This is a genomic window from Bacteroidales bacterium, from assembly GCA_013141385.1.
Taxonomy (GTDB): domain Bacteria; phylum Bacteroidota; class Bacteroidia; order Bacteroidales; family Tenuifilaceae; genus UBA8529.
Genome location: JABFRB010000031.1, coordinates 1 through 21,210 on the forward strand (window position 1 = coordinate 1; position 21,210 = coordinate 21,210).

Below are 21,210 nucleotides of genomic sequence, written 5' to 3' on the forward strand. Positions count from 1 at the left end.
TGATTCCATTGTAAGCCAAACAAGGGAAATTGTTCGCCCTGGCCGAAAGCATGAAAGAAAAAAACGCCCAAAGAAACTCTACTATATGAATTACAAACCTTTATAGCTTAAGTCAACGACATTGATACAAATATTAGAAATAACCACCTTAAAAATGCCAGTCACTAACAAAGGCTCATACGCAATGCTGGTTTTCTCCCGCTCTTCGAAGTTTAACGAAGCGTAACTTCGTCGTTTTTAAATAGCGGTCTTAGACCGCACCAATACCAAATTAAAATCTATTGATTTATTAGAATACCATTACTTTAATACGAGAATGTCAGGTTAAGAGCAATTAGGTGTTTTCGTGCTTTTGTGGCATTACCACTATTTGGCAACATCTTCCAAATTAACTATCTTTGTACTATGAACCTGATTGAACGAAATATTGACAAGATTCGTGACTTGTGTTCAAAGCACAAGGTTAAACGGTTATTCGTATTTGGTTCAGTACTGACCGATAGATTCAAAAAGGATAGTGATGTTGACTTAGTTGTAGATTTTCAGGGCGTAGATCTTTATGAATATGCTGACAACTATTTTGACTTAAAAGAATCACTAGAAAAACTTTTTAAACGTGAGGTGGATTTATTGGAGGAAAAAGCAATAAAGAATCCGTACCTACGACAATCCATTGATTCATCAAAGCAACTCATTTACTGATAGCGAACATTGTTATCAATCACCTTCCAAAGTTGAAAGAAGAAATCACCTCGAAATTAGAAGAATAAAAGGCTACACACAACCTACCTAACCTAGGCATTCAAACAAATATACAGGTAAAACTAAACAGTCATTTTTGTATTGCCAGTTCTCAGGTAAGAGCAATTTGGTGTTTTCGTGATTTTGTAGCATTAATTTTATTTAAACAGTTCTAGCCACCAAAACACCAAAGCACAAAAAACCACTAAACTATAACACAAAACGTTTTATTCCTTGCCCGATATTAACAACATTAAAGTTGATTAAGTAACCCAAACGTTTATCTGTTAATTTCATGTGGCTTAATACTTGGGCTTCCCAAACAGGATTTACTAAATCTACCGCCTTAATTTCACAGATTATTCTGTCCTCAACCAGAACATCTAATCTTAACCCTTCGTTAAAGGTGATTCCATCATAAACAATGGGAATATCAATTTGGCGAAGGCACTTTAACCCTCTTTTGGCTAGCTCGTGGCAGAAACAAATTTCATATACCTTCTCAAGCAAGCCTGGACCTAAATTCTTATGAACCGTATAAGCAGCATCAACTATTTTCTTACCCATAATATCTAGTTCATCAGGAATGGGCGTGTACTTTTTTTGGTGTAATTTGGTGTCTTCGTGATTTTGTGGCATAACCTCTAGTTTTAAACAAAGTAAATATTTTTCATCAATTCCTCAAAACCTCCGCTTGTCGAAATCTGTATGTTAACCATAACTTAGGCGAGCAAAGTTTAGCCACCAAAACACCAAAACACAAAAAGTTGGGTTAAGAACAATTTGGAGTTTCGTGATTTTGTAGCATTAACTTTATTTAAACATTTCTAGCCGCCAAAACACCAAAGCACTAAATTTGCTTGCTGCCCCTGCTCTCCGATAACAAACTATCGCCAAGAATTATTCAAATCAAACAAAAGGGATTAGAGTATTGTTTTACAGTCAAAATTGATTGCAAAATGAGAAGCTTAGTATATTTTATGCACGCATCACTCGATGGTTTTGTTGCTGGATTGAATGGTGAACTGAACTGGGTAACTGTTGATGATGAAATATTTGATTTTGTTACAACGTTGACAGACCAAGCAGATACGGCGTTATATGGTCGGGTTACATATCAAATGATGGAAGCATACTGGCCAACAGTAGGTGAACAGCCTAATGCAAGTAGACATGATAAGGAGCATTCAATTTGGTATAAGAATGTTTCAAAGGTTGTTCTATCAAAAACAATTAGCGAGGCGGGATTATTGAATACAAAGGTTATAAGTGATAATCTTGCAGAGAATATAAAGGAATTAAAGCAACAGTCGGGTAAAAATATATTGATTTTTGGTAGTCCAAGAGCGTCTCATTCACTTTTAAATGCTGGATTAGTAGATGAGTTTTGGATTTTTGTAAATCCAATTCTATTAGGAGAGGGTATTGCGTTATTTAAAAATGTACCGGAATCAATCAAACTAAAACTTTTGGATTTTAAAACATTTGCCTCTGGTGTGGTTGCGCTTCATTATGGAAAAGAGTAGAAGAATTCACGTCAACCCTCAGCATCACACATTAGCAATTACTTTCCTAAAAATCGCAAATTGCGATATCCCATGATACTTTTTGCTTACACGGTGGTTTGCTTCGGAGGGGATAAATGGTTGTGAGGGTGTAACACTTTTATTGGATTTCAAATTGTGTGAATTATGTTGATCCTAAGTTTAGGATCAGATTGTTGCTTTGTCATGCTGAACGGAGTGAAGCATCTAAGTTCCTTCGCTTCGCTCAGGATGACAGGGGGAGATTCTTGGCTTTGTTGATAACCGATTTTGCAAACCGAATGTAGTGAGTTCATCTAAGATCCTTCGCTTCGCTCAGGATGACAAAGGTTTCATATTACAGCTCATCATCATTAAGGAAAGGGGTTGAAATTTTCAGAGCATACTGTTTCTTGTCATGCTGAACGGAGTGAAGCATCTAAGTTCCTTCGCTTCGCTCAGGATGACAATGTACATTGAATTGATGCTATTCTACTAAAACGAGCAGGCAATAGCAATAAAATCATCGGCAACTAGTGATGCTCCGCCAATTAAACCACCATCAACATCAGGTCTTGCAAATATCTCCTCGGCATTGGATGGCTTGCAGCTTCCGCCGTAAAGTATGCTGATGCTATCGGCAACCTCTTTGCCAAATTTCTTGGCTATTGTAGTACGAATGAATGCATGCATATCTTGTGCCTGCTGCGAGGTAGCATTTTTCCCAGTACCAATTGCCCAAACTGGTTCGTAGGCAATTACAACCTGCATCATTTGTTCTTTGGTAAGTTCAAATAGCGATTCGCTTACCTGTTTCTCAACAACCTCAAAGTATTTGTTGGATTCGCGTTCATTCAGCTTCTCACCGCAGCAGTAAATAGGAATTAAGCGGTTCTCCAATGCTTGCTTTATTTTTCGGTAAAGCATTTTATTATCCTCGTTAAAGAACTCTCTTCTTTCAGAATGTCCTATAACAACATAGGTTGCACCAATTGATGAGATCATTGTTGCAGAAACTTCACCCGTGTAAGCTCCTTTTACCCATTCTGCGCAATTCTGTGCTCCAACTTTAACAGCAGTACCCTTGGTGAGTTTTGTAATCTCGTTGATACTTGTAAAAGGGGGAATTAAAACAAGTTCAATAGTTTTTGGAACAGTAATCGATTTTTCAATTACACTTTTAGTTAACTCCATCCCTTCTGCAAGGGTTGTATTCATTTTCCAGTTTCCTGCAACAATTCGTTTTCTCATAATCTTAATGTTTAAAATATCAATCTATATAAAAGCCAAAAGTACAAAAATTAGGAGTTGTAGGTAGAACGATTTAACAACAAAGTATTAATCTATATTATTTTATTGTGATGCTGTTATATTGTGTAGCAGTTTTGCTGTGGGGCTGTGATGATGTTTTGCTGTGATGCGGTTTTGCTGTTTTGCTGTTTTGCAGTGGGGCTGTGTTGTAGTGGTTTTGTAGGGCTATGGTGGAGTATTGCATCTAACACAACGTCTTTCAATATCCTTACAAAGTACAACATCAGTACAATAACAAAAACTCACGGCAAAACAGCCTCACAGCAAAACGGTTTCACTGTTGCACAGCCTCACGGCCTCACAGCAAAACTGTATCACTGTAACACAAACCTAGTTTTAAGTAAATTTGATTCGAGGATCGAGCATTGCGTAAACAATATCCACAAGTAAATTCACAATCACAAAAATCAAGGATATTGCAATAACGCACCCGATAACGAGTGGAACATCATAGCTTGTTAGGGCATTAACCATTACGTATCCAAGCCCTTTCCAGCCAAAGATATACTCAACAAAAATTACCCCAGCCATAAGCGAGGCAAACCAACCCGAAATAGCAGTTACAACAGGGTTTAATGAATTACGAAGTGCATGTCGCCAAAGAACCTTCCCAAACGATAGCCCTTTGGCTTTTGCAGTTCTAATATAATCCTGCGAAAGAGTTTCGAGAAGCGAACTTCTGGTAAGTTGGGTAACAATAGAGAGCGGCCTCAGACCCAGTGTAAGCGTTGGTAGGATTAGGTTTTTCAATTGAAGATGTATTCCCTCTCCAAAATCATCAACCACCCAAAGGTTACCAGTTAGATTTAATCCCGTGTATTTCCCAAGGACAAATGCAAAGAACCAGCCAATAAGTATTGCCGCAAAGAACGATGGGAGCGACATGCCAATTGCTGAGAATACAATGGAAAATCTATCGATAAATTTGTCCTTTTTGATTGCTGAGATCATCCCCAATGCAATGCCAAATATGGTTGCAAAAATCATGGAGGTAAAAGCAAGGATAAATGTATTTGGTAGCGTCTCGCTTATAATGGACGTAACTGTTTTCTGACTTTGGTAGGAGCGACGCAGGTATGGCGATTTGATTACTATTACTCTCGATTTTGTAAGTTTAACCAGTTTGATGTAATTCTTATAGGATGTTTTGTCTAAATATATATAGCTTGATTTTGAGCGTGGGTTATGGATGGAGATAGGAGAGATGTCGTTCAAATATTTAAGATATTGAGAAAAAACAGGTCTATCAAGACCAAGATCATGACGAACAGCTGCAAGTGATGTTGAATCGGTACGTTGACCCATCATCATCCTTGCAGGATCACCTGGTACTAGGTTGAAAAGTATAAAGATCAAAGTAACTACTCCCCAGATGATGAGGATGCTGTAGAGTAATTTTTTGATGAGGTATTTTAGCATAGTCTTTTAAGTGAACAGATAAAAGATAAAAGATAAAAGTGAAAAATGAAAAATGGTAAGTGTCAAGTGACAGGATAAACTAAGGAACTTTCTTTGACTCCCGTCTTCGGACTTCCAACTTTTCACTTTTCATTTTTCACTTTCCTCTTTTCATTTATCATATTTCTTTGCTTCTTCCCAAATTACATTCATTTCATCGAGTGTCATATCCTTTAGGGAGCGACCCAGTTTTATGGTTTTCTCTTCAAGGTAACCAAATCGTTTAATAAACTTTCTGTTTGTGCGTTCTAGTGCTGTTTCGGGCTCGATATTATAAAGCCTTGCAGCATTTACTAGAGAGAACAGAAGATCGCCAAATTCGGCCTCCATTTTATCAGGATTGTTAGCAGATATCTCGGCCTTTAGCTCATCCATTTCTTCTTCAACTTTCTCCCAAATTTGTGAGCGAACCTCCCAATCGAAACCAACAGCCTTGACTTTTTCCTGAATTCTATTCGCTTTTATCAATGCTGGTAATGCTTTGGGAACCCCTGAAAGGATTGTTTTATTCCCATCCTTTTCTTTTGTTTTTAGTTGCTCCCAGTTTTCAATCACATCGTTTGAGCTATTAACCTTTACCTCCCCAAATACGTGTGGGTGGCGGAATATCAATTTATCACAAAGACTATTGATAACATCAGTAATATCGAAAGCATTTTTCTCGGAGCCAATCTTAGCGTAAAATACGATGTGTAATAGGATATCACCTAATTCCTTTTTAATAAGGTTGAGATCATTATCGAGTACCCCTTCGGAGAGTTCATATGTTTCTTCAATAGTATTAGGTCTTAAACTTTCCAGTGTTTGCTCCCTATCCCATGGGCATTTCTCTCTCAATTCATCCATAATGTTAAGCAACCTTTCGAAGGCGAGGAGAGCATTTTTTTTGTTTGAATCGTTTAGGTTCATTGTTTTTGTTTTGCTTTGTTACTGTGAAGCAAGTTATTGATTTTGATTAATCGGTTAAATATGAAATATAAGCCATGATCCAGTTCGTCTATTGTTTTGAATACATTTCTGAAATTAATAGTATCTCAAACTGCGTCTATTGTTATGTTAACTTTATAACTCAATAAAAAACCACCCCTACCCCTCCTTAATAAGGAGGGGAATCAACCGAACTACTCTGTTATAGCCCCTTTTTAAGGGGTTGGGGTTTATTCTTCATATTAGATTCACATAACATTATCAACCTATGCTAATAATTTTAAAATATAATTTTTTACAGCATCACAATGTCACTAATCATAAAACTTAATCCTAATGCTCGATCCATTATTCAGGTTAAGTAGCTGCGATGCGTAGCCACTATTAATGGCAATTTCCAGCAATCCTGCTGAGTTAAATAAGGCTACGAGTTCACCAGCATCAACATCATTGTAATTAATTGATATTGTGTTAACCTTGTTATGTTGACTTTGAACGTGGATTTCGAATTTCCTACCTTGACCCACCTTATCGAATAAATCCTTAGAAACATTGGTAATGGCATTAAAGTAGGAATCGATATAAATTACGCCTCCTGTAATCGCATTGTTCTCATTTGTTGCTCTTAGTGGAATTCTCTGATCGAAATTATTCACTAAACTGGCAACTTCCGATAAGTCTTTGCCCTTGTAAAAAGCATCGATAGCAGCAATGGATGAACCAAGAGAAGCGAAACTTCCTTCGGCCTCAAACGGGAATGCAAATACGTTTTGTGGCGGTTCTTTGAACATCAAACCTATAATCCCATTATCAGGCACTACAAAATGATGATCGTTATGGCTAAAGGCAAGCATTCTATGCGATTGGCTCTCACTATTTACCATTACAAGGTGAATAGTTCCTTTAGGAAAGTGCTTGTAGCTGTATCTTAGAACAAAAGCCGCATGGTTTAGGTTGAAAATGGGTACTTGATTTGTAATCTCAACAATTTTCAGGTCAGGGCATGTGGTTACAAGTTTACCCCGAAGGACTCCATTGTAGTAATCGTGCTGGTTCCAATCGGTTGTTAGAGTAAGTATCTTGTTTGCCAAAACTTCGTTATCCATTCACATTCCTGATTATTCTACAAAGTTGTAAAAAATAAAGTAGCTACCCATAAAGATTGTAAAAAAAGGTTATCAGTTTTAATTAACATCAAACCATCAAGTATCTCTAAATTGTTAAATTTGGATTTTTATTTGAATGAAGAGATTTTGGAATAACGGAATGATGGAATTGTTGCTTTCTTCGATTTGTTCTTCTAGTATTCCAACATTCCAATGTAAGTTAGAACTAAAAATTGTTTCTATTTCACAGTGGTTATTACAATTAAATAATAAATACAACCTGCGAACATGGGTGAACGCATAATACTTATTGAAGGAATTGATCCTTTAGTGCTTTTTGGAGTTAAAAATGCTAAATACGACTTAATTGCCAAACATTTTCCTAAACTTAAAATTGTTGCAAGGGGTCACGAAATAAAGGCCATTGGTGACGAAGCGCAGATTAATATTCTGGAGGAGAAGATCAATAAGATGATCGAATTTTTCACCCGTTATAAATACCTTACCGATGCTAATATCCAGGATTTTCTTAGTGAATCGATGGAAACCATTGCTCAAGCAGAGGAAGATGCAACGGATATTCTAGTATTTGGAAATCATGCCAAGGCTATTAAGGCCAGAACCGTTAACCAACGTTTACTGGTTGAGATGTACCAATCCAACGATTTGCTTTTTGCAATTGGTCCTGCCGGTTCAGGGAAAACGTATACAGCAATTGCCCTTGCAGTAAGGGCTTTAAAGAACAAAGAGGTAAAGCGGATTATTCTCACCCGTCCGGCAGTTGAGGCAGGGGAGAGGCTTGGATTTCTTCCGGGGGATATGAAGGAGAAACTTGATCCATACTTGCAACCCCTATACGATGCGCTAAACGATATGATCCCTGCAAAGAAACTCCAAGAATATATGGAGGATGGAACAGTGCAAATTGCACCCCTTGCCTATATGCGTGGACGAACTCTCGATCATGCTTTTGTTATCCTTGATGAAGCGCAGAACACAACAATTAGCCAACTTAAAATGTTTCTAACCCGAATGGGTAAAAATGCTAAGTTTATTGTTACTGGCGATATCACCCAGATTGATTTACCCCGCAAGGAGGATTCTGGCTTGGTAAAAACCATTGGGTTGCTCAATGGCATTAAGGATATTGCAGTAATTTATTTTGATGCTCGTGATATCATTCGCCATACGTTGGTTAAGTATATTGTTAATGCATTCGAGAAGCAAAGTGAATCTAAGGAAGGGATTTAGGCTTTTGATTTATAAATTGGCAAAATTTTATCCTAAAGAAGAGGTTTATAGATTAACATCACAGATTAGATGGGGTACCAATAACCCAATAACTTGATAACTCAATAACCCAACTAAAAATGGAAAAGGCAATCGTTCGTACCGATTTTAACTTTCCCGGACAAACCGGAGTGTACCATGGTAAAGTGCGCGATGTATACAACATTAACAACAAAATGTTGGTGATGGTTGTATCCGACCGTATCTCGGCTTTTGATGTTGTTCTGCCAAAGGGAATACCATACAAAGGTCAGGTTCTGAATCAGATTGCATCTAAGTTTTTGGATGCAACAGCCGATATTGTTCCTAGTTGGAAGATTGCAACCCCCGATCCAATGGTAACCGTAGGGCACTTCTGTGAGCCATTCAAGGTTGAAATGGTTGTGCGTGGATATCTTACAGGTCATGCATGGCGCGAGTACAAAGCGGGGAAACGGAGTATCTGCGGGATGCCAATGCCCGATGGCATGAAAGAGCATCAAAAATTTCCAAAACCTATTATCACTCCAACCACCAAAGCCGTTGAGGGGCATGATGAGGATATTTCAAAGGAAGAGATTATCAAATTGGGTTTGGTTAGCAAAGCGGATTATGAGCAGTTGGAGAAGTACACCCTTGCTATATTTGAGCGGGGTACTAAAATGGCTGCTGCAATGGGGCTAATCCTTGTTGATACCAAGTACGAGTTTGGTAAAAAGGATGGTAAGATATACCTAATTGACGAGATTCACACCCCCGATTCATCCCGATACTTCTATGCCGATGGGTATGAGCAGCGTTTAGCAAAGAACGAGCAGCAGAAGCAGCTCTCAAAGGAATTTGTTCGTGAGTGGCTTATGGAGAATGGTTTTCAAGGGCAGGATGGACAAAAAGTTCCCGAGATGACCGATACTATTGTAAACCAGATAACTGAAAGGTATATTGAGCTATTCGAGAATATCACAGGCGATAAGTTTGTAAAAGCTGAAGGCGCTGATGTTGTGAAGCGAATTGAAAAGAATGTAACAGAGTTTATTAATAAGCATAAGTAGTATTTAAGTAACTTTAGATTCCTTAACTCAGACAGGGTTCAAAACCCTGTCTGAGTTTTTTATACCTTCCACCTCAAGTCCCTCGTTTTCCTCCTTTGGTTATAAAATCAAATTCCCCTTTGATGGGTTATATTTTTGGCTAACTTTGAGATATAGATTACAGGAAGGTATACATATCCATTAAAATTTAATGTATATAAATACTTTTGGGTATACGTATAAATAAGTTACCAATAATGCTAAAATGACAAAATGATTGCATATTTGACAAGGTTGAAAAAACTCAAATTCTATTGATAATTTTGTGAATAGACAAAGTTATTTAACAGTAAAATGACTTCATGCAATTTGTATGAAAAATTAGAATTGATGACGCAATTTTGAAATGTGTAAATGTAAATAATTTAACATCATCACTTTTAAGAAAGAATGAAAATTAATAAATTCATTTACCAAAAAAAATAATTATGCTTCCAATAGGAATTATTGTAATAGTCATTTCATCCATCATCAGTATTATTGCTATTTTTTTGGGCGATGAGACATTAAATAGTAATCTTAAAAAAATAATAAAAATAAGTGCAATTACTCTGAATATATTGCTTGCTTCAACTTCAATTATATTTTACTTAGCAGACTATAAACAAAAATCTGAAGATAAAATAATAGATGATAATAGATTTAAAGAAAATATTTCCAAACAAGAAAATTCATTAAAGAAGTTGATAGAAACTACTTCAAAATTAGATACTATTTCAGATAATCTTCAAAATAGTTTAGCTATTGAAAAATCGTTACTATATCAAAATCAAAGAAATTTAACATTACTTAAAGATATAGCAATTTCTTTTGAGTACGTATTTTCATGTAATCAAAAAGATATTAAAGGTTATTCCGATTTTGTCAAAGAGTACATTAGAAATAATGTTGTATTCAAAAAAAATATTGGTAGTATTATTGAGTTTTATAGTATGATTTATAAAAAATCAAGGGTACCTAGAAATGATTCTGATTTTTTAAATAAGACTTTTACTATAAGGGAAATTAATGATGTAAAGGTATATGTTAAATTTAGAAAAGATTCTAGTGAAAATATAGAATTTGATATAAGAAAAATAATAATTGAAAATGGTTTTGCTGAAAAAATTGATTCTCTTATGAAATTAAATCCTCAAAAATATCTTGATGAAAATTACTATAAAGTAATAGAAACAATTAGTAATTTTTCTTCAATTCAAGCATCATTTGATGATTTACTGATTCTACAAGGCGAAGATTATAAGAGGAATATAATTCTAGATTTTGATTATAGTACATTATCTCTAGGTTTTGACACGCTACACTTACAAAAGAGAATTATTGATGAAGGCTTGATAATTAGTTTTTTAGATTTATTTGATAAAAAATTCTCTTTAAGAAATGTAAGCAGTATTATTGGCGGTGGAAAAAACTGGCAAAACAGTACTGTTATTTTGCCAGATAAAATTAGTGATGTTAGAATTTACTATGGTAATAATTTTACACAGAAATTAGGCATTAATTCAAAAATATTTATTCCAAATTCACCAAATGGTTTGTACAAATATTTCGATTGTATACTTACTCCTCAAAATATGGAACTTAACATTTGGAAATAATAAAAACTTGAACAAAAATTAAGGATAGTAAAAGAAATCTCTATAAATAGCACTATTGGTAACACGTGGTTAAAAATATTGGGGTAGATGCGCAGATAAGCAGGTTTTTATTACTTTAGTAAAAGTTTAGCGTGGGACAGATGTTTGGTTTTTAACTCCCCAACATTTCCAACCACGGAAACGTTACCCACAATTTGATTCCCGAAATATTTTTGCTAAATCGAAATAAATGTAATAACTTTGTAGTTACATTTTAATATCTTAGTTATGGACATTTCAATTGTACAGATAGGAAATTCGAAAGGGATAAGACTAAGCAAGACCCTTCTTGAAAAATACAACATCAAGGATACTGTTGAGTTAATTCTTGAGAAAGGATACATTATTATTAAACCAAAAGCAACTCCTAGAAAGGGTTGGGAAAAGGCTTTTAAGAAAATGCATGAAAACCAAGATGACAAACCCTTAATGGCGGACATTTTTGAAGACGAAAACTTCGAAGAATGGAGTTAACTCAATATTGTATCGTGCTTGTCAATCTTGACCCCACGATAGGACGTGAAATAAAGAAAACGAGACCATGCGTGATAATCTCTCCTGACGAGATGAATAAGCATTTACAAACGCTTATTATTGCTCCTATGACGAGTCAGTCAAAAAACTATCCGACTAGGATTGAAGTAAAACACAATCAGAAAAATGGTTGGATAGTTTTAGACCAAATTAGAACGATTGACAAACAAAGAGTTTTGAAATCACTTGATAAACTTACAGAAAAAGAGATTGCCAAGGTAAAGTTAATCATAAAAGAAATCTTTGTCGACTAAATAACAAACTTTAGGTAACAGCGTATTTATTGGCTTCGGCGGACTAACACAAAACGCTCGGTTGTATTTGGGTTGATATCGCATTTGGAGTTCTTAACGCTTTTTAATAATTTTATTATCATGGGACGAGAGAGATTGGTCTCAAACTCTATGGCAAAACAAGAGTATTGATTCCAGCCGATTTACCAATGGCTGATTTTAATAAAATTATGACTGCATAGTACTAGGAGCTTTATAACAAACGGTATACTATACTCCAATTAATCAAGAAACATTGCATGCATTACCGCTTTATCAGGCTTTTCTTCAAAAACCCATATTAGACTATTCCCTTTTAAGTATGGTTTTCCTATTTTTCCAACCTCTAAATCAACAAGTTTATTTGTAGCTAAATTATAGGCAGGAACCCTATCAAAAGCGGGTGATTCCCATACCACATAATTTTGGTTTATCTGTGGGGTTTCGCCTCCTGTTGGATTGGTAGAGAGGGTAACCTTTTGTTGAGTTTGTATATCAAAAAGTTGAATTTTACCGTATTCATAGGGTGAAGAGCATTCCTTATAAACTAACTTTTTACCGTAAAGTGCAGGTTGAAAACCTGAACCTGATATATCGAGAATTGTCCATTTACTCTGTGCAATTTGGTATATGGCAATTTTGGAACTTACATTCTTTTCTGCATCTAATGAAATCAAATTGCAAACTATCTCATTATTATCAGTTCCATTAAATGATGGGTTATACAAATCATGCCCTTTGGGGGCATTAATCACCGTTGTTGCATTATTGTTTATGTCATATAAAAGAAGCGGGGAATCAACGCTATCGGCACCTGAGGGAATAAAAAAATCAAGAATTATTAGGTTGTAAGAGATATCAAAGTGAGGAAATTCAACCTTTGGATTTTCGATATTATGCTTAATTACTTTTACATCAGCACTATCTGAAAGTTCTTTAGTTAAGAGTTTCCAAGTCATAGGACTTCCTTCTTCAAAACCATATTCAACCCAAACTGCTTGGTTTTCGTATAGTTTTACAGGCATTACATTTTTGCTCTTATCGGCAACCTCATATAAAAGAACGGGCTTATTTTTATCTAAATTGCAGTAATAAATTCTTTTCGAATTTTTTTCGGCCTTTGTACCTGTGCTGTAAATGGCTGTATTTTTAAAAACAGAAACTGAATAGATATTTCCCTTTGAATGAAGAGTTAAAATATTGTTTTTTTCTTTGCACCCAATAAACATGCATAGTAAAAGGGTTATTATGTAAATTGGTGTTGAAACTAAGTTGTTTTTCATAAAGATAATTTTTTTCGCTGAAACTAACCGTAATTATATTAAAAATACTGATGTTTTAAAAAGGCGATTGTGAGAATAGGGGCTATATCAAAAATCATTATAAAACAATATTCTATATATAATTAGAGCAAACAGCTTTCAGTTGAATAATGCTTTAAATGTTTTGATATAGCCCAGATTTTCAATTTATTTTTAAATGTTTTTTGATTACTAGTATTGAATAAATAAACAGAGTACTTTTTTTATACTAATTAATAAATCATGCAGTTAGCATTTGCAGTAATACAATAGTACATTGTATAAGCATCAATAGTTTTGTTAGCACCACCACCAGTACCATACCAAGGATCTTGATAGTATACTTTGGAATTTGCAGTGAAATCATATCCTCTACCAGCAACATAATGGCCGCAATTTTGGGTCCAACCTGGTAAATGGTATGTTGAACTAGGATAAGTCATAAGAAGCCAAACTTCAGGTGCTGAGTAACCTCCAAATGACCATTGAACTTTATTTTTGAAATCGGTGAAACTTGCCAAAGAAGTAACTTCCCATACCCACCAGCTTGGTAGTACTAAATAACCAGTTAGTGGTGCACTATTAAACCAATCACAAAGTGGTCCAATATAAGTACCATAGCCAGGCCCAGAACCACAATAGTTAGCTATTGTAGTTTGCGAAGCTGGCTGATTGAAATAGTAATTTACCATTTTAGCGCTAGCTGGTCCACACCAGTAACTGGTTTCTTGTTTATAATAAGGAACAGCGATTGTTTTTGATGTTGGATATTTGCTTTCTCTACCAATGGTTTTATCCACATTTTTAGCAAATTCCCCTTTTGGGAAACCTTGGTTGAATTCTTTGTTAGTTGACATAGTTGGTCCTTCATTTTGAGTTAACTGATCTTTTGAGCAACCCAAAACGAGTAATGCCATAGCTGAACTAATAAATAATAGGTTTAATTTCATTTTTATTCCTCCTAAGTTTAGATTAATAATTAAAAATATACTAATAATCAAAAAATAATATTAAATAATTAATCTAATGTAATAAAATATTTAAAAATGTTTAAAATATGTTTAAATAAAAATTATTCTATAATGATTTAAAAATAGAAATAATCGATATTAATTATATAATATGCTATAACATAATATAATAACAAATAAACATTTTGACTAATATATTATTTGTCAAAAATACTAAAATATAAAATATGATCATAAAATGACAAAATGATATTTTAATACAAAATATAATTAAATAACAAACAATAATATCTTAATAGATGACATAAAAATATATAAAATATATTGCAATTAAATCATTTGTAAATATTGAATATATGAAAAACTTAATGGAGAAAGGCAAAGCACCTAAATAAACTCATATCGCATTTTGCGATATTTTAAGGAAACCCAATAGGTTAAATGGAGGGTTAATGTCACTTACAATTACTTTATAACGAGGATGTATGGTGTATTTGACCAAGGTGCGAAGATTAAATTGACTGTTTTTCCAACCTGTCAAAACATTCCTAAAACTACAACAAAGTATTAGTATACTTTCATACCAAGTTCTATTGATAGCCAAATAGGCAGCAGATACTTTTGATGCTCTAAACCTTAAACTTTTACTTTTATGAATAGATTCTTAAATGCATTCGCAGCATTGATATTCCTTTCAATGATATCTGTATGTGCCTTTTCCCAGAGCGAATCACCTGTTCAACTCGGAGCAGATGTTATGAGTCGTTACATTTGGAGGGGCGTAAATCTTGGCGGGAGTAGCCCAAGTATTCAACCATGGATTAAGTATAACATTTCGAGCAAAGATTCATCACATGTTATAACAGCAGGAGCATGGGGTGCCTACACCTTCTCGCAAACATCAAACCAAGAGGTTGACCTTTATCTTACCTATACCTACAAGAGTGTAATTAGCTTAACCGTTACTGACTATTTTTTCCCGGAGTATTACAGCACCAAGGGACGTAGTAGATATTTTAGCTACGATAAGGATAGTACCTGTCATGTTTTTGAGGGGGTTATAAGCTTTAACGGAACCGAAAAAATTCCTTTCACATTTCTATTTGCTATGAATTTTTATGGTAACGATGCTCGTAAAATCAATAACGATGGTAGTTCTGGAGATATATTTATGACAAAATACATTGAGATTGGTTATAAAAAGAATATCAAAGGAACCGATTTTAATGCATTTATCGGTGCTGCATTGGATAAACCAAACAAGGATAAAGGTGAACTTGGATTTTATGGAAATAAAACTTCAGGTATTATAAACCTAGGGGTGAAAGTATCAAAATCAATTCAAATCTCAGATAAATACGCTTTACCTGTTCAGGCTTCAATCATTACAAATCCTGAGGCAGAGAATATCTTTTTAACATTCGGCATATCATTTTAATCACACAATTAAAACACAATAAACATGTTAAACACAATTTTATTACAAACAGGTGTTCTTGATACAGGCTCAACTGGCTTTATGCTACTTGCAACAAGCCTTGTTATGCTTATGACTCCTGCACTTGCCATGTTCTATGGTGGTTTGGCAACTAAGCGAAACATTCTGGCAATTATGATTCAGAGTTTCGTTTCTTTAGGTTGGACAACCGTACTTTGGGTTATTTTTGGCTACTCGCTATGCTTTAGTGGTGGCGAAGGTGGCATTATCGGAAACTTCGATAAGGCATTCCTTGCAGGAATAAGCATGGATACGCTTTGGGCTGGTAACGGTAAAATTCCAGAATTCGTTTTCATTGCTTACCAGATGATGTTTGCCATTATTACCCCTGCGCTTATAACCGGTGCATTTGTAAATAGAGTTTCCTTTAAGGCTTACTTTATCTTCCTTACTGTTTGGCAAATTTTTGTTTACTACCCATTCGTACATATGATTTGGGGTGGTGGACTACTTGCTCATTGGGGAGTACTTGATTTTGCAGGTGGTATTGTTGTTCATGCTACAGCAGGTTTTGCTGCTCTTGCTTCGGTATTGTATGTTGGTGCTCGTGTTGATAAGAATTCAACTCCAAACAGCATTCCATTGGTTGCAATAGGGAGCGGTTTGCTGTGGTTTGGATGGTATGGTTTTAATGCTGGTAGCGAGTTACAAGTGGATAATATAACCTCATTAGCATTCTTGAATACTGATATTGCTGCTTCATTTGCCACAATTGCATGGTTGGTTGTCGAATGGTCAAGGGAAAGAAAACCCAAATTTGTAGGATTGTTAACCGGGTCAATTGCTGGTTTGGCAACCATTACCCCTTGCGCTGGATTTGTACCACTGTGGGTATCACCAATTATTGGAACCGTAGCTGGATTGGTTTGTTACTATGCTGTTCAATTTAAGAATAAGATGAAATGGGATGATGCGTTAGATGTATGGGGAGTTCATGGAATTGGTGGAGTACTTGGAACAATTCTTCTTGGTGTATTCGCATCAAAGGCTGTTAATGCAGCTGGTGCCGATGGTTTACTTTTTGGTTCTTCTTCATTCTTTTTAAAGCAAATTATTGCCGTAGTTGGTGCATCAGCATACGCTTTTGGATTCACTTACCTTATGCTTATCATCATCAACTTAATAACCCCTGTTCGTGTTTCGGAAGAGGAGGAACTTGCAGGGTTAGATAACGCTTTGCATGGCGAGAAAGCTTATGATGAAGGGGCTTTATAGTAACTATTGAGATGCATTGATTGATAGGGGCTCTGAAATATGAGCCCTTATTTTTTTAATTGTTTAGATAATTTCTTTCCTTTGATTAAACTTATTAAAATTTGGAGAATGTTTAGTCGGTCAATTAACAGAAAATTGATGGTGCTATTCTTTGCAGTGGGCGTATCGGCTCTTTCTGTAATTGGAATATACTCCTACTTCAACGCAAAGAATGCTTTGCTTAAGCGTACCCTCGATCAGCTTACATCAATTAGGGTAATTAAAAAGGGTCAAATTGAATTCTTTTTTAACGAGCGGTATAAAAACATTACACTCCTTTCGGAGAATCATTACCTAAAAAGCCTAGCCACGGTTTTAAACCATAAACTTAATGATCAACCTTCTAAGCAATACCCTTCATCGTATCTAAACTACAGCCAATTAGGATTCAATAGCATGTATTTAATTTTAGGTATTGAAGAGAGCAAACTTCAGATATTTAAGTTTCAAGGTACTGAAATTATTAAATTTGATACCGATTCTGTTTCCCTCAAGCAGATGATTAAGCTATGGAAAGAGTCTGTAAATACCAACAACCCTACAATTGTTGATTTCTGTAAACAATCTCTTGATGATAATGATCCATTATGTTTAATTGGTAAGCGGATTGTTAATCAGGATAAAAAAACAATTGGGGTTTTAGCCCTTCAAATTCCTATTAATGATATCAATAGTATTATGCTTGAGGATAGCCCCGAGAATGGGCTTGGAAAATCGGGGGAAGTTTATCTTGTTGGCGATGATTTTCTTATGAGGAGTAATTCAAGGTTTATTCCAAATTCTGTTCTGAATACCTCAGTAAAAACGAAAAGTGCAGTTAATGCGTTCAAAGATAAAATTGGTTCACAGATAATTGATGATTATCGAACTGTTGCCTGCTTAAGTTCCTACGATAGATTATCCATGCGGGGCTTAAACTGGGCAATTATTGCCGAAATTGATTACAGCGAAGCAATGATTCCCATAGTTTCCTTAAGGAACGATATTGTATTTTTATCTTTGATAATCTGTGTTTTCCTTTTCTCCATAGCGCATTTCATCTCCCGAACTATTACAAATCCTATCGTTAAATTAAAGAATGCTGCGCTAATGATTGGCGAAGGTGATTTGGATATTAAAATCAAGTCCTATTCATGTGATGAGATTGGTTTACTTACCGATGCCTTTAATACCATGGCAACGCAGCTTAAGGATGAGCGGCTAAAACGGATGTCGGCACTGTATGATGGGCAAGAACTTGAAAGGCAGCGTATTTCAAGAGAGTTGCACGATGGTCTTGGTCAAAAACTTATTGCCATTAAGCTTCTGCTTGAGAGCACAAGCAAGCAGAATATAGATGAAACAAGAGCCACACTCGAAGATGTAAAGGGCAGTTTCCTTAAAACAATTGAGGAGGTTCGGCAAATATCAAATAACCTTGCACCGAACATTCTTAACGAGTCAGGGATTGATATTGCGCTTAAAAACCTTTGCGATTCTGTTCAAAAATCAGCAAAAATTGATATTGAACTTTCTGCTCATGGCGATTACTCTACCCCTGATTCCAAGGTTAAGTTTTACATTTATCGGATAGCGCAGGAAGCACTTAATAATGCCGTTAAGCACTCCACTGCTTCAAGAATTCAAATTCAGCTAATCGGGAATTCGGAGAATATTATTCTTGTTATTGAGGATGATGGAAAAGGGTTTATTTACGATTCAAACTATTGTTTTCCCTGCAATGGAATTTACAACATGAAGGAGAGGGCACGGCTACTCAATGGTACAATCGATATTGAAACCGAACTATTAATGGGAACAACCATAAGGCTTAAAGTACCTAAAAAGCACGATTAAGGCTAATAGCCGAAATTCGTTTTAAGAAATATGTTAATATGTTTATTTGCAGGAACATATATTTATTTGGTGTGATATTGGAAGTTTGGAATGATGGAACTGGAGCGAATCCCGCAGGGATCGACGAAGTCAACCGGAACTCGACGAAGTCAAAACAAGAGGTTAGATTCTTACTTATTTCTTCCATTTTTCCATTGATTCAAATAAAATAAATTAATTGATATACAGATTAATACACTATTTATTGTGTAGAACTCACGTTAATAAATACAAACTATGAGCAGAACAAGAATACTAATCGTTGATGACCATCAAATTGTGCGAGATGGGATAAAACGTATTCTTACAGATGAGAATGATATTGAGCTGATAGGTTCTGTTGGCAGCGGTAAGGATGCTCTTGCTTTTATCAAATGCAATCAGCCCGATATTGTTATTGCCGACCTTTCCATGCCCAATATGTCGGGAATTGAATTGACCGAAACGATATCCAAGTTCTACCCTCAAATTAGGGTGCTTATTCTTTCCATGTTTAATAACGAAGAGTACATTATTAGCGCAATACAGGCAGGAGCAAAGGGCTATCTGCCAAAACAGGATTCAACCACCGAAATCTTACTCGAAGCCATTAGAACAATTGCCAGCGGCGATGAATTCTATAGTCCCTCTATTTCGAAAATTGTATTAAAGAGTTTCATCAACAATGCTAAAAATTCAGGTGTAAGTGATGTTGCCAAAAAGCATCAGCTTACCTCCAGAGAAAAAGAGATTCTTAAACTTTACGTTGAGGGCTGTACCAATAACGAGATTGCCGAAAAGCTTAACCTTAGCGTTTATACCGTTAAAACTCACAAAAGCAATATTATGCAGAAGTACAACTTTAAAAGTACCGTTGAAATGATAAAGTTTGCACTGCGTAACAATATTGTGGAGTGGTAGGGTTAATGTGTTTTAATATAGTAAGTTATAAAAAAGAATTAATATCTGTAATTTTAAACCTTAGAGTTCCGAACTTTTTCATACTATTATGGTACTCTGTACCTATTTACTCTTATGGTTTTGAAATGCTACAAATATTTAGATGCCACGCTCCCAAAGCCTTAACTCATAAGATTAAAGGTTCTCCTAGCGGCAGAACCGCATAATATTTGTAGCCCCAATATAATTCTAGATCATCAGGTACATCGCACCGTTATATTAAACTCTGTATCAGAAAACAATCATCTTTTAGTATATCGAAAGTACGTTAATCTAAATAATATAATAGCAAAAACGGGCATTGAAGCCCGTTTTGTTGAAATTATCATAAATGTTTTTTAGCGTACCCTTTGCGTTTTATGGAAGTTTGAATGTGAAAGCATCCATTGTGGTGAATTTCCAGGTTTGCCAGTTATTATTATAGGTGTAAACAGGATTTCCTTGATCATCCTTTGTAATAGTACAAGCATCGAATGTGGCGACGAACTCAACCGTTACTTTTTTCCCATTAACGGTTACTAGCTGATAACCAACTGCATTGTCAATGAATTTTTCGGGTTTAACATCTTTGTTGGGATATTTGCCGTTCCACTTTTTGCTTCCAACAAGGAAGGGTGCGCCGCTTGGTGTGATAACCTGTTGCATGTATTTTGTGATTGTCCCATTTTGGGCGTATACTGGAACATCACCTCGTGCGTAGAAATGGTCGTGCCCGCAGAAATATACCCCCGAACGGTTGCTTATTGATTCAATAAATATGTTGCGTGCTAAAGAATCATCATCAAGACAATCAGCATGTTTTGCTGCAAAAGCAGGTGTGTGACCATAAACAAATACCTGCCTTGCGTTTGGATGATTCTTCAACTCTTGGTTTAACCACATTTGATCAACTCTAATGCTATCCTTTTTTGTTGGGCCAGAATGCATGTACTGCTCCATTCCAATAAACAAGGAGCCTTTGTATTCAAAGCTATAGGTAAATCCAATTTCCTTGGTTGGTCCATTTTTGGGTAACGAGTACCCAATATTCTTTATCCATGCTGCTTCAACGCTATCCTCGGGTAAAATATCCTGATAGCATTCATGGTTTCCACGAACTGGATATAAGATAAAATCCCCTTTTTCACTAGGTAAACTAACCCCTTGCGATTTAGCAGCACCTAAAAATGCCTGAAATTGTTGGCTGTTGCTTGGTGGGTTATGCTGATTATTGTACCAACTAACATTACCACAAATAAAATCGCCGGGAGCAATTATAAACTTTGCACCCGATGATTTTAAATGATTACAAACGGCCTGAACGGCAGCTACGTTAACCCCTGAAACACCGCTCTGATCGGCATTACTTCTAGTATCGCAGATAACGCCAAATTTGTATTTTTGTGCGCAACAAGCACTGATAATTAGGACTAATCCCAATGTTAAAATATTTCTTCTCATAATTATTAAATTTATAGTTTAGATTTTAGAATTCCGTTTTAACAATCTCAATTTGCGCTATTA

19 protein-coding genes are annotated in these 21,210 nt (G+C 35.5%); 11 read left to right on the forward strand and 8 right to left on the reverse strand.

The window, feature by feature from the left end; translation table 11 throughout:
- Positions 1-405 precede the first annotated feature (405 nt).
- Complete coding sequence (locus tag HOO91_16715; protein ID NOU19201.1) at positions 406-702, forward strand: nucleotidyltransferase; 297 nt, start codon at positions 406-408, stop codon at positions 700-702.
- Between the two features lie 249 nt (positions 703-951).
- Here the strand turns inward: HOO91_16715 and HOO91_16720 are convergent, their stop codons facing one another.
- Complete coding sequence (locus HOO91_16720) at positions 952-1,380, reverse strand: GxxExxY protein (protein ID NOU19202.1); 429 nt, start codon at positions 1,378-1,380, stop codon at positions 952-954.
- A gap of 320 nt (positions 1,381-1,700) precedes the next feature.
- Here HOO91_16720 and HOO91_16725 point away from each other — a divergent pair, with 320 nt between their 5' ends.
- The gene (locus tag HOO91_16725; protein NOU19203.1) at positions 1,701-2,267 is read left to right on the forward strand and encodes a dihydrofolate reductase; all 567 of its coding nucleotides are present in this window, start codon (positions 1,701-1,703) and stop codon (positions 2,265-2,267) included.
- A 492-nt stretch (positions 2,268-2,759) separates the two neighbouring features.
- Here HOO91_16725 and HOO91_16730 read toward each other — a convergent pair whose 3' ends face one another.
- The 4 genes from HOO91_16730 to HOO91_16745 all read right to left on the reverse strand — a co-directional run bounded on the left by HOO91_16730 (position 2,760) and on the right by HOO91_16745 (position 7,066).
- Entirely contained in the window at positions 2,760-3,515 is a 756-nt protein-coding gene (locus HOO91_16730) for a triose-phosphate isomerase (GenBank protein NOU19204.1), read from the reverse strand.
- A gap of 396 nt (positions 3,516-3,911) precedes the next feature.
- Positions 3,912-4,994, reverse strand: a complete 1,083-nt coding sequence (locus HOO91_16735; protein NOU19205.1) for an ABC transporter permease — start codon at positions 4,992-4,994, stop codon at positions 3,912-3,914.
- 150 nt (positions 4,995-5,144) lie between these two features.
- Positions 5,145-5,942, reverse strand: a complete 798-nt coding sequence (gene mazG, locus HOO91_16740) for a nucleoside triphosphate pyrophosphohydrolase (GenBank protein ID NOU19206.1) — start codon at positions 5,940-5,942, stop codon at positions 5,145-5,147.
- Between the two features lie 332 nt (positions 5,943-6,274).
- Positions 6,275-7,066 (reverse strand): SAM-dependent chlorinase/fluorinase, encoded by a 792-nt coding sequence (locus HOO91_16745; protein ID NOU19207.1) that lies wholly within the window; start codon positions 7,064-7,066, stop codon positions 6,275-6,277.
- A 288-nt stretch (positions 7,067-7,354) separates the two neighbouring features.
- On the opposite strand from HOO91_16745, the gene HOO91_16750 reads away from it, so the two are divergent.
- From HOO91_16750 to HOO91_16770, 5 genes are all read left to right on the forward strand, one after another.
- On the forward strand, positions 7,355-8,317 hold the full coding sequence (locus HOO91_16750; protein ID NOU19208.1) for an AAA family ATPase: 963 nt from the start codon (positions 7,355-7,357) through the stop codon (positions 8,315-8,317).
- A 119-nt stretch (positions 8,318-8,436) separates the two neighbouring features.
- The gene (locus HOO91_16755; GenBank protein ID NOU19209.1) at positions 8,437-9,387 is read left to right on the forward strand and encodes a phosphoribosylaminoimidazolesuccinocarboxamide synthase; all 951 of its coding nucleotides are present in this window, start codon (positions 8,437-8,439) and stop codon (positions 9,385-9,387) included.
- 467 nt (positions 9,388-9,854) lie between these two features.
- The gene (locus HOO91_16760; GenBank protein NOU19210.1) at positions 9,855-11,024 is read left to right on the forward strand and encodes a hypothetical protein; all 1,170 of its coding nucleotides are present in this window, start codon (positions 9,855-9,857) and stop codon (positions 11,022-11,024) included.
- Positions 11,025-11,291: 267 nt separating this feature from the next.
- Positions 11,292-11,537 carry an AbrB/MazE/SpoVT family DNA-binding domain-containing protein gene (locus HOO91_16765; protein ID NOU19211.1) on the forward strand — a complete coding sequence of 82 codons (246 nt, stop codon included), beginning with the start codon at positions 11,292-11,294 and terminating at the stop codon, positions 11,535-11,537.
- A complete protein-coding gene (locus HOO91_16770) occupies positions 11,528-11,851 on the forward strand; it encodes a type II toxin-antitoxin system PemK/MazF family toxin (GenBank protein NOU19212.1) in 324 nt (107 codons plus the stop codon). The genes HOO91_16765 and HOO91_16770 overlap by 10 nt, the downstream gene beginning before the upstream one ends.
- Positions 11,852-12,111: 260 nt before the next feature.
- Here the strand turns inward: HOO91_16770 and HOO91_16775 are convergent, their stop codons facing one another.
- Together HOO91_16775 and HOO91_16780 are read right to left on the reverse strand one after the other, a co-directional pair.
- Positions 12,112-13,152: a hypothetical protein gene (locus HOO91_16775; GenBank protein NOU19213.1), complete on the reverse strand. Its 1,041-nt coding sequence runs from the start codon at positions 13,150-13,152 to the stop codon at positions 12,112-12,114.
- 251 nt (positions 13,153-13,403) lie between these two features.
- Positions 13,404-14,120: a hypothetical protein gene (locus HOO91_16780; protein NOU19214.1), complete on the reverse strand. Its 717-nt coding sequence runs from the start codon at positions 14,118-14,120 to the stop codon at positions 13,404-13,406.
- A 673-nt stretch (positions 14,121-14,793) separates the two neighbouring features.
- On the opposite strand from HOO91_16780, the gene HOO91_16785 reads away from it, so the two are divergent.
- From HOO91_16785 to HOO91_16800, 4 genes are all read left to right on the forward strand, one after another.
- Complete coding sequence (locus tag HOO91_16785) at positions 14,794-15,579, forward strand: hypothetical protein (protein NOU19215.1); 786 nt, start codon at positions 14,794-14,796, stop codon at positions 15,577-15,579.
- A gap of 24 nt (positions 15,580-15,603) precedes the next feature.
- Positions 15,604-16,854 (forward strand): ammonium transporter, encoded by a 1,251-nt coding sequence (locus HOO91_16790; protein ID NOU19216.1) that lies wholly within the window; start codon positions 15,604-15,606, stop codon positions 16,852-16,854.
- Between the two features lie 108 nt (positions 16,855-16,962).
- On the forward strand, positions 16,963-18,729 hold the full coding sequence (locus tag HOO91_16795; GenBank protein NOU19217.1) for a HAMP domain-containing protein: 1,767 nt from the start codon (positions 16,963-16,965) through the stop codon (positions 18,727-18,729).
- Between the two features lie 276 nt (positions 18,730-19,005).
- Complete coding sequence (locus tag HOO91_16800) at positions 19,006-19,668, forward strand: response regulator transcription factor (protein ID NOU19218.1); 663 nt, start codon at positions 19,006-19,008, stop codon at positions 19,666-19,668.
- 396 nt (positions 19,669-20,064) lie between these two features.
- On the opposite strand, the gene HOO91_16805 is transcribed toward HOO91_16800, so the two are convergent.
- Entirely contained in the window at positions 20,065-21,147 is a 1,083-nt protein-coding gene (locus HOO91_16805; protein NOU19219.1) for a hypothetical protein, read from the reverse strand.
- Between the last annotated feature and the right edge of the window lie 63 nt (positions 21,148-21,210).